The following is a 6,696-nucleotide window of genomic DNA, read 5'->3' on the forward strand; positions in this document are numbered from 1 at the left end:
CATTAGGTATTAACTATTATACAGATAATAAACAAACTGATCCCTCGGCACCCAAAATATCAAAATATGCTTATGGGATAGATTACCATACTGTTATAAAAGATAAGCTAAGGCAGTTGTTACAGATTGTTAATGAGAAGATTGGCGAAGTTGGAGGCCGTGTATTTGTTGATTCGGCACCGGTGCTGGATAAGGCCTGGGCCAAAAGGGCCGGCCTGGGCTGGATAGGTAAAAACTCAAATCTTTTAAACAAAAAAAACGGCTCCTTCTTTTTTTTAGCCGAACTCATCATCGACCTGGAACTGGAATATGATATAGCCCCCACTGCCGATCATTGCGGCACCTGCACCAATTGTATTGATGCCTGCCCTACCGATGCTATAGTTGGCCCTTATGTGGTTGATGGAAGCCGATGCATCTCGTACCTCACCATCGAACTTAAGAATGAGATCCCCCTGGAGTTTAAAGGCAAAATGGATAACTGGATGTTTGGTTGCGATATTTGCCAGGATGTATGCCCCTGGAATCGTTTCTCGGTATTAAACAGTGAACCGGCTTTTAGCCCCCACCCCGATTTGCTGGATCTTAAAGCCGCCGACTGGCAGGAAATTACCCAGGATGTTTTTCAAAAAGTATTCAAAAATTCGGCTGTAAAGCGTACCAAATTTACCGGCTTAAAAAGGAATATAGATTTCCTGAAATCATAGATACAAGTGGTCCATCTGCAGGGAATTTATTTGCGAAACTGGTTGAAAAATATCCAACAAAAAACATCTCTTTTAATACACCGTTCGTGCACCTTCCCGCACCTTTCGCACCACTTTACCAATACCTGCCACACACCTTTGAGCACCCTTTGATAGTGCTTTAATAATACCTATTTAGCTTAAAATAAGATAGTTACTATAAAATAGCATCTTACGGAGCTTCCTATATAAACAAGCCGGGCGATTATCCTTCAGGATAATCGCCCGGCTTGTTTATATACAAATTTACAAAAATTTAATTAAAAAGTCTCAAATCTCATGTCTAACATCTCAAATCTAAACAAACTACCCCTTCTTAAATTTCAATGCCAGTTGTGCCAGCATATCATCATTAACGGGTTGGGCGGGTTCGTCTTTCTTTTTAAAAGGTTTGGGCGGATATTGAGTTTTGGTATGATCCGGTTTATGGAATTCCTTTTTAGGGTAATCAGTTTTTGGCGCTTCTGGTTTAGGCGCTTGGGCCTGCTCAACAGGTTTTGGTTGTTGCTGATGCTGTGCAGCGTTTTTTGCCTGGCGCTCAGCATTCTTTTTAGCGCTCCAGCGGGTGTGAATTTCTTCGAGCTTGCGTTTGGTATACAACGGAAAATCGCCCTGCATCATCCAGGAATAATAGCTTGGCTCGGCATTCAGTACATCCTCTACCCGTTTGCCTTTGTGTTTGCCAAAGTTTATCGTCTCCTCCCCTTGTTCATTGTAAACCATTCGGCCTGCAAAATCAACAGGTTTACTCAGGTTGGTAAATTTATGCAGCGCCTCAACATCACCAACAACCGGGGTAGTAATAATGCCTTTTTTATCTTCCCATTGCATATTTTCATAACGCTCAATCTGCGCCAGCAACACTTCCATGGTGGCACGGGTATCAGCCTCGGCCGAGTGTGCATTCTCTATTTTTTTATCGCAATAAAACTGGTAAGCGGCTTTAAGGGTGCGCTGCTCCATTTGGTGAAATATATTTTGTACATCCACAAAATGGCGCTCATCCAAAGTAAACGAAACGCCGGCGCGTAAAAATTCCTCCATCAGCATCGGGATATCAAACTTGTTGGAGTTGTACCCTGCCAGGTCGCTATCGCCAATAAATTCGGCTATATCGTTACCAAGGGCTTTAAATTGCTGCTCGTCCTGTATATGCTCGTCATAAATACCGTGTACCAATGATGATTCTAATGGAATAGGAATACCGGGGTTAACACGCCATGTTTTAACCTCTTCACTGCCATCGGGGTGAAGCTTAATAACTGATATTTCAACTATCCGGTCGGCTCCTATATTGGTACCCGTAGTTTCAAGATCGAAAAAGGCCAGCGGGCGTTTTAATTTTAGTTTCATTGTAAATGATTCAGTAATACTGTAAAGGTCGCAAATGTCCTAAAAAGAATCAGCACAATAAATTTTTTAATTTAATTAATAATTCATTTTTATGTATTAAATTGATACCACCCTAATTATCGCGATTATTGTATGAAAAAAGCACTACTTATTATCATCTTATTTATTGGTATTCAACACTTTGTAAAGGCACAGGATTTTGAAGAAAGTGTAACCACCGAAGACCTCGACCTAAAAAAATACGCAAAAGACACATCGGCTCATGCCTTATTTTTAAACGAGTTTGGCAAAAGCAGGATTGATGTAGTAAGTGATGACCATGTGCGCCTGATTTTTAATTACCATGCCCGCATCAAAATATTTGATACAAAAGGCCTTGAAAGCGGAACTATTGAGATACCTATACACCATAGTAGCAATAACGAATCGACAGAAGAGGTTGACGAGATAGTTGGCACCACATACTATCGCGACGATGATGGCCTTATGCGCAGCGCCCCCCTTGATGTTAAAAAAGTATATACCGTAAAAGATTACAAGTACCGAAGCACTGTAAAATTTGCCTTGCCTGGTTTGCGGCCGGGTTGCGTTATTGATTTCAGGTATAAGCTTACATCGCCTTACCTTAATGAATTTAGAAATTGGGATTTTCAGGATGAAATACCAAAGGAGCATTCAAAATATGAGGTGCATATTCCCGCTTTCTGGGTTTTTAATGCATCACTGCGTGGAGGTTTAAAGCTATCAAACAGCACTTCGGAGCTTGAACGCGAATGCTTTTCATCCCATGGCGCAAAATGTGATTGCTCGCACATCACTTATGAAATGAAAGATATCCCTGCCTTTGTATCCGAGGACTATATGACCGCGCCTAAGAATTTCTTAGCCGCCATCTACTTTGATGAGGTTGAATGGACCAACCCATACACCAGCGTAAAAACAGTTGTTTCAAAAACCTGGAAAGATATTGAACATCAGCTTAAAACAGATGAGCTTTTTGGTTCGCAATTTAAGCGCAAAGAGCTAATGAAGGACAGGATAACCACAGTGATTGCCGGAAAAACAGATGAACTGGAAAAAGCCAAAGCTATTTACGCGTACCTGCAAAAATGGTTTAAATGGAATAATATTACAACCATTTACAGTCCGGATGGTATAAAAAAAGCATATGAGGCGCATACCGGTACCATTGGCGATATTAACCTGGCCCTGGCTGCAGCGTTAAGGGCGGCAGACCTAAACACAGAGGTGGTTGTACTATCAACCCGCAATAATGGAAATATTAATATGCTTTACCCGGTAATTAATGATTTTGATTATATAATTGCCAAAGTTAATATTGGCGATAAAAGTTACCTGCTTGATGCTACCGATCCTTTGTTATCATTTGGCTTGCTGCCCCTCAACTGCCTTAACGATAAAGGCCGGGTTATCAGCCTGGATAAACCATCATACTGGATAGAGTTAAGTGGTTTACAGAAGGAGTCGTCAACAAAATCACTTGATCTTACTTTGCTTGATAACGGTAAGCTTAAAGGCACCATAGTTAATTATTATTCGGGTTACGATGCCTATTTAAAACGCAAAGCCATTAAAAAATTCAACTCGGTTGATGAATATGTTGAAAACCAGGACGAAAAATTGCCCAGGCTAAAGATCCTGAAATCAAGTATTTCAAACCTGGATAGCCTGGATATGCCGCTTGGAGAAACTTTTGATGTTGAAATTGACGCGTTTGATAACATGAACCATAACCGGCTGGTGTTTAACCCATTTTTATGGGATAAAATAACTACCAATCCGTTTAAGCTTGCCGAAAGGGATTACCCGGTTGACTGGGGAATGGCATCAGATAGTCGTTTAATACTAAATATGCGCCTGCCCGATGCTTATACAGTTGAAACCCCGCCGCAATCTGTAGCATTTAAAATGCCCGGAAATGGTGGTATGTATGCAAGTAATTTTGACAGCCTTGGCAGTGCTTTCACATTCTCAAGCATAATAAAGTTTACTAAACCTGTTTATACTTCGGAAGAATATCCTTACCTGAAAGAACTTTATAATAAGATCATCCTTACCGAAAAAGCCGATATGGTTTTCAAGAAAAAATAATGAAAGTACTTGTAACGCTGTTATCAATCCTGGCATTAGGCATAAGCGCCGGTGCGCAGGAAAACTATGACGTATCGCTGATACCTAAAGATCTGCTGCCTTACGCCGGCGCCGTTGTACGCAATGAAGAGCTTAATATTGAAGTAAAAGATTTAAATAATACTTTTTACCATATAAAACAGGCCATAACTATATTAAATAAAAATGGCGCCGAAGAAGCCGAAATAGTTGTGTTTCATGACAAAGCCAATATTATAAAAGGTATAAAGGGAGTTGTATACAACCAGTTTGGCAAGCCAATAAGTAAGTTTTCTGAAAGCGATTTTGAGGATGTTAATGCGGCAAGCCGGTCAACACTTTTTGATGATACCAGGGTTAAGCATTTTAACCCGGCAGTAACCGATTACCCCTATACGGTTGCTTATGAATACGAAATAAAATCAAAGCAATCGCTCAACTTCGCCGATTGGGTACCTAATTCGTCAACAGGTGTTGCCGTTGAAAAAAGCACTTATACTTTTAGCAGTAAGCCCGATTTCAAGATCAGGTATAAGGAGTTAAATGTTCCTGTTAAGGTGGTTACRGGCACCAATAAACAGGGAGAGAGCACATATACATGGCAGTTAACAAATTTAAAAGCCATAAAGGAAGAGCCATACAGCCCCAATGGCGATAAATATTTGAGCAGGGTAAAAATTGCTCCCGAAAACTTTGAATACCTGGGCGTACCCGGATCATTTAACGATTGGAACGGGATGGGTAAATGGATCTATGATAAATTGCTGGCCAGCCGTACAACACTTCCCGCATCAACTATTGAAAGAATGAAGGAGATCACCAACGGCATTACCGATCCTAAACTGAGAGCCAAAAAAATTTATGAATACATGCAGGGCAAAACGCACTACATAGGTGTACAGGTTGGCATAGGCGGTTACCAGCCTTTTTTGGCAAGCGATGTGGACCAGCAAAATTATGGCGACTGTAAGGCATTGGTGAACTATACCCAGGCCCTGTTTAAGGCGGTTGATATCGACTCTTACTATTGTATTGTAAAGTCGGGCTCGCGTAAGCAAAGCCCTTTAACTGATTTTGCCAGTATGAACCAGTTTGACCATGTTATACTGTGCCTTCCGTTTAAAAACGACACCACTTTCCTGGAATGCACAAGCCAGAAAATACCTTTCGGCTTTTTAAGTGATTTTACTGATGACCGCTATGTATTAGCCTGCACACCGGATGGCGGCAAACTGCTGCATACACCTAAGTACACCGCCCAGGATAACCTGCAATACTGCAAAGCCAGCTTCAGCATAAATGCAGATGGTATGTTAACAGGCGATATGCTTACCACGTTTAAAGGCACCCAGTATGAAAACCGTGAATATATTATCCAGGAAGCACCAAAAGAGCAGGTAAAAAGCCTTCAAAAGGAATACCCTATAAATAATCTCGAAATTGAAAAATTTGAATTTAAACAGGATAAAAGCCTGCACCCGGTAGCTACAGAAACTATAAAGCTAAGCGCGCCCGATTATGGATCGGCAAACAACGGTAAGATAGATTTTCTAGCTAATGCCATTAACCGGACAGGAGGAACGCCCCGCGAAGTACGTAACAGGCGTAACGCTTTATATATAAACAGGGGCTATACCGATGAAGATGAAATTAGGTATACCTTGCCTAAAGGTTACCATGTTGATATGCGGCCGGCAAGTATATCAATAGAAAAGCCTTTTGGAAAGTTTTCTGTTTCGACCATAATAATTGGCGACCAGCTGGTATATAAACGCAAGCTGCAGGTAATTGATGGCACATACAATAAAGATCTGTACCAGGAGTTTGTCGACTTTTACCAGGCCATAAGCGAAACAGATAACAGCAACGTAACCCTGGTTAAAAATAACTAAATATTACAATACCGAGTATGATGCCTATGATCATGACCAGGTACAGCAAAATTTCGTTCCCTGCAAATTTTTTATACTTTGTCCAGAATGAGTATTCTTCTTTTTGATTTGACATAAGGTTGCAAAAATATTCATTTTTTAATGTAGTTTGTAATAACCACACGCTTGTTTGGGTCCGGACAGCTATTTCCCGGCCTAAGTAGTATGAATATTGCTTGCCGTATTGTTATAATCGGGTTTAACCACCGGTTTTTCTGTTTTCTTAATACTTCCGCAGGCCGAAACAAGCACAGTTACAGCAACCACAAAAAGCATTATACAATGCCTATGTGAACCGGGTAGCCAAAGTTTTAAAGCTGGCATAACAAATTAAGTTACTGATATATAAACTTACAAATACATATCGACAACCAAAAGACACACTGAAAATAAATTAGTTACATCATGAGGAGCAAAGACAGGTAGATTAAGGAGCAAAGACAGAAAGATTAAGGACAAAAGACTAAATTGCCTCCCCCAATTTGATAGACCACTCACCACTCATTAATTAGTCGACACAGTGGCCTCATCAACAG

General features: G+C 40.6%; 5 protein-coding genes. 3 read left to right on the forward strand and 2 right to left on the reverse strand.

Features of this window, described 5'->3' with window-relative positions; genetic code table 11:
* A partial coding sequence (gene queG, locus AC1DPZ_RS19260; protein ID WP_477406404.1) for a tRNA epoxyqueuosine(34) reductase QueG occupies positions 1–707 on the forward strand: 707 nt, incomplete at its 5' end.
* Between the two features lie 345 nt (positions 708–1,052).
* Here queG and AC1DPZ_RS19265 read toward each other — a convergent pair.
* A complete protein-coding gene (locus AC1DPZ_RS19265) occupies positions 1,053–2,099 on the reverse strand; it encodes an exonuclease domain-containing protein (protein WP_477406406.1) in 1,047 nt (348 codons plus the stop codon).
* 132 nt (positions 2,100–2,231) lie between these two features.
* Between AC1DPZ_RS19265 and AC1DPZ_RS19270 the strand changes: the two genes are divergently transcribed.
* Both AC1DPZ_RS19270 and AC1DPZ_RS19275 read left to right on the forward strand, forming a co-directional pair.
* A complete protein-coding gene (locus AC1DPZ_RS19270) occupies positions 2,232–4,211 on the forward strand; it encodes a DUF3857 domain-containing protein (protein WP_477406408.1) in 1,980 nt (659 codons plus the stop codon).
* Positions 4,211–6,121, forward strand: coding sequence for a DUF3857 domain-containing protein (locus tag AC1DPZ_RS19275; RefSeq protein ID WP_477406410.1), 1,911 nt, complete (start codon positions 4,211–4,213; stop codon positions 6,119–6,121). The genes AC1DPZ_RS19270 and AC1DPZ_RS19275 overlap by 1 nt, the downstream gene beginning before the upstream one ends.
* Here AC1DPZ_RS19275 and AC1DPZ_RS19280 read toward each other — a convergent pair.
* Complete coding sequence (locus tag AC1DPZ_RS19280) at positions 6,108–6,236, reverse strand: hypothetical protein (protein WP_477406412.1); 129 nt, start codon at positions 6,234–6,236, stop codon at positions 6,108–6,110. The two genes, AC1DPZ_RS19275 and AC1DPZ_RS19280, sit on opposite strands and share 14 nt — an antisense overlap.
* Positions 6,237–6,696: the final 460 nt, after the last annotated feature.

Source organism: Mucilaginibacter sp. P4_G9 (assembly GCF_056400985.1).

Coding starts and splice junctions, on each gene's coding strand:
- AC1DPZ_RS19280 (WP_477406412.1), bottom strand. CDS start 6,236: ATGTCAAATCAAAAAGAAGAATACTCATTCTGGACAAAGTATAAAAAA.
- AC1DPZ_RS19270 (WP_477406408.1), top strand. CDS start 2,232: ATGAAAAAAGCACTACTTATTATCATCTTATTTATTGGTATTCAACAC.
- AC1DPZ_RS19265 (WP_477406406.1), bottom strand. CDS start 2,099: ATGAAACTAAAATTAAAACGCCCGCTGGCCTTTTTCGATCTTGAAACT.